General features: G+C 74.3%; 3 protein-coding genes. 1 reads left to right on the top strand and 2 read right to left on the bottom strand.

Annotation, left to right across the window (positions count from 1 at the left end; genetic code table 11):
- Together ACFFNX_RS48445 and ACFFNX_RS48440 are read right to left on the bottom strand one after the other, a co-directional pair.
- On the bottom strand, positions 1-322 hold a 322-nt coding region (locus ACFFNX_RS48445; RefSeq protein WP_378213198.1), incomplete at its 3' end, for a sacsin N-terminal ATP-binding-like domain-containing protein.
- 74 nt (positions 323-396) lie between these two features.
- Positions 397-1,167 carry a DUF3027 domain-containing protein gene (locus ACFFNX_RS48440; RefSeq protein ID WP_378213197.1) on the bottom strand — a complete coding sequence of 257 codons (771 nt, stop codon included), beginning with the start codon at positions 1,165-1,167 and terminating at the stop codon, positions 397-399.
- A 161-nt stretch (positions 1,168-1,328) separates the two neighbouring features.
- Between ACFFNX_RS48440 and ACFFNX_RS48435 the strand changes: the two genes are divergently transcribed.
- The coding region (locus ACFFNX_RS48435) for an MFS transporter (protein WP_378213195.1) at positions 1,329-2,074 on the top strand (746 nt) is incomplete at its 3' end.

Genomic DNA, 2,074 nt, shown 5'->3' with positions numbered 1-2,074 from the left:
GGCCCGCCGCCCCGGTCTCCTCCCGCTTGGCCGACGCACGGAGCGTGCTCAGCGCCTCGACGCCGGCGGCGTCCAGCGGGGCACCGGTGTTCGCGGCCGTCAGCACCCCGTCGCGCAGGATGAACCGGATCCGCCCGGGGACGCCGGCGCGCAGCGCCGCGTCGGCGGCGTTCTGGGCCAGCTCCACCACCACGCGGTCGCGGTAACCGCCGCGGGCGTGGTCCTCCTCGGCGTTCGCGTCCTCGCGGAACCGGGCCGGGGACGCCGACCAGGCCGCCAGGACCCGTGCCCGGATCGCGGCGGTGCCGTACGGATCCTCCATCGCGCGCCTTTCGCCGCCCGCCGCCGCCCGAACGAAGGCGGCGCGGACGCAGAGACTGTCGGGGCTCCGGGGCCTCAGCTGTGGCCCAGGGCCTCTTCGTCGGTGAGCGCCGCGGAGGGCATGACGTCGTAGCCCATCTCGTCCACGATCGGCGGCGCCGACTCGGCGGCGGCCGGTATCACGACGGCCTCCGAGTGCGCGCCGCACCCGTGGTCGAGGGAGACGACCCTGCCGTCGTCGGGGGCGTACTCGTTGGCGCACACCCCGAACCCCTGCCGCAGCGAGCCCGCCAGCGGCACGAAGAAGCCGCAGGTGGCGCAGTGTGCCGGGGCCGAGCGGGCCATCGGGGTCGCCGGACCGGCGTCGCCGGAGTGCCAGCGGGCGGCGGCCTGGTCGCGCCCCTCGGCGGACAGCACCCGGTGGCGGCCGAGGCCGAGCTCCCAGAACAGCTCCTCGTCGGTCTCGCCCGAGGTGCCCGACACGTCGGTGAACCCGGGCACGAGCCGGTCGTCGTCCGCCTGGGTGGGCAGCAGGTCGCCCGGCCCCAGGTCGCCGGGGCGCAACCGGTCGCTCCAGGGCACCCATGCGGGCGAGAGCATCGCGTCGTCGCCCGGGAGCAGCACGCTCTCGCTCACCGTGACGTTCTTGGCCCGCGAGGCGCGCACGACCGAGACGGCCCAGCGCCACCCGCGGTACGCCGGATCCAGGCAGGCGAAATAGTGGGTGACGACCCGGTCGGCTTCGGGTAGCAGACCAAGGTGATCACCGACGTAATCCGGGCTCGAGGTCTCCTCGGCCGCGGCGCGGGCGAGGTCGACGGCTGCCGCCGCAGCCGCGTCGACCACAGGTGTACGACTCCGCCTCGCGGCGGCCGGACTGCTGGAACGCACTGGACTCACATAAACGATTGTCGCCCATACAGGGGCATGGGTTTGCCCCGAAGAGGCAGACTTACGTCATGAGTTTGCGGTCACGGGCGGGAGGCGCCGGACGGACGGTGCGCACGATGACCCGGAGCATCGGGCGTACGACACGCCGTGCCACCCACGCCGGCGGTGCCGGCCGGACGGGTCTGGGCAACCTGATCGAGCTGGGCGCGGTCAACAGCGCCGGAGACGCTCTGATCGCGGTGGCCCTCGCGGGCACCATGTTCTTCAACCTCGACGTCAAGCAGGCACAAGGCCAGGTCGCGCTGTATCTCCTGGTCACGATGGCCCCGTTCGCCCTGGTGGCCCCGCTCATCGGACCCGCGCTCGACCACATGCGTCACGCCCGGCGCATCGCCATCGCCGGCACCATGCTCGCCCGTGGGCTGCTGTGCTGGGGCATGGCCGGCGCCGTCCTGCACAAGGACCCGCTGACCCTGCTGCCCGCCGCGTTCGGCGCGCTGGTGCTGTCCAAGGCCTTCGGGGTCTCCCGGAGCGCCGTGACGCCGCGCGTGCTGCCCGAGGATCTCAATCTCGTCACGGCCAACGCCCGCGCGTCCTTCTGCGGCCTCGTCGCCGCGTCGATCACCGCGCCGCTCGGCGCCGGGCTGGTGGCGGTCACCAACGCGGGCTGGGCGCTGCGCATCGCCACGGTCGTGTTCCTCGCCGGCGCGGTCCTCGGCATCCGGCTGCCCTCCCACGTCGACACCCCCGAGGCCGAGGCCCAGCCCGGCCCCGACCAGGAGGACGCGCCCCCGCAGCCTCATCAGGGCAAGCCCGGCCGCTGGCGGACGCTGCTGCGCGTCGGCCCGGTCGTCGGCGAGGC

Origin of the sequence: Actinoallomurus acaciae, from assembly GCF_042429965.1 — a bacterium.
Taxonomy (GTDB): domain Bacteria; phylum Actinomycetota; class Actinomycetes; order Streptosporangiales; family Streptosporangiaceae; genus Actinoallomurus; species Actinoallomurus acaciae.
The sequence above is the reverse complement of the archived record's forward strand: the minus strand, read 5'-3'. Positions and strand labels throughout refer to the sequence as shown.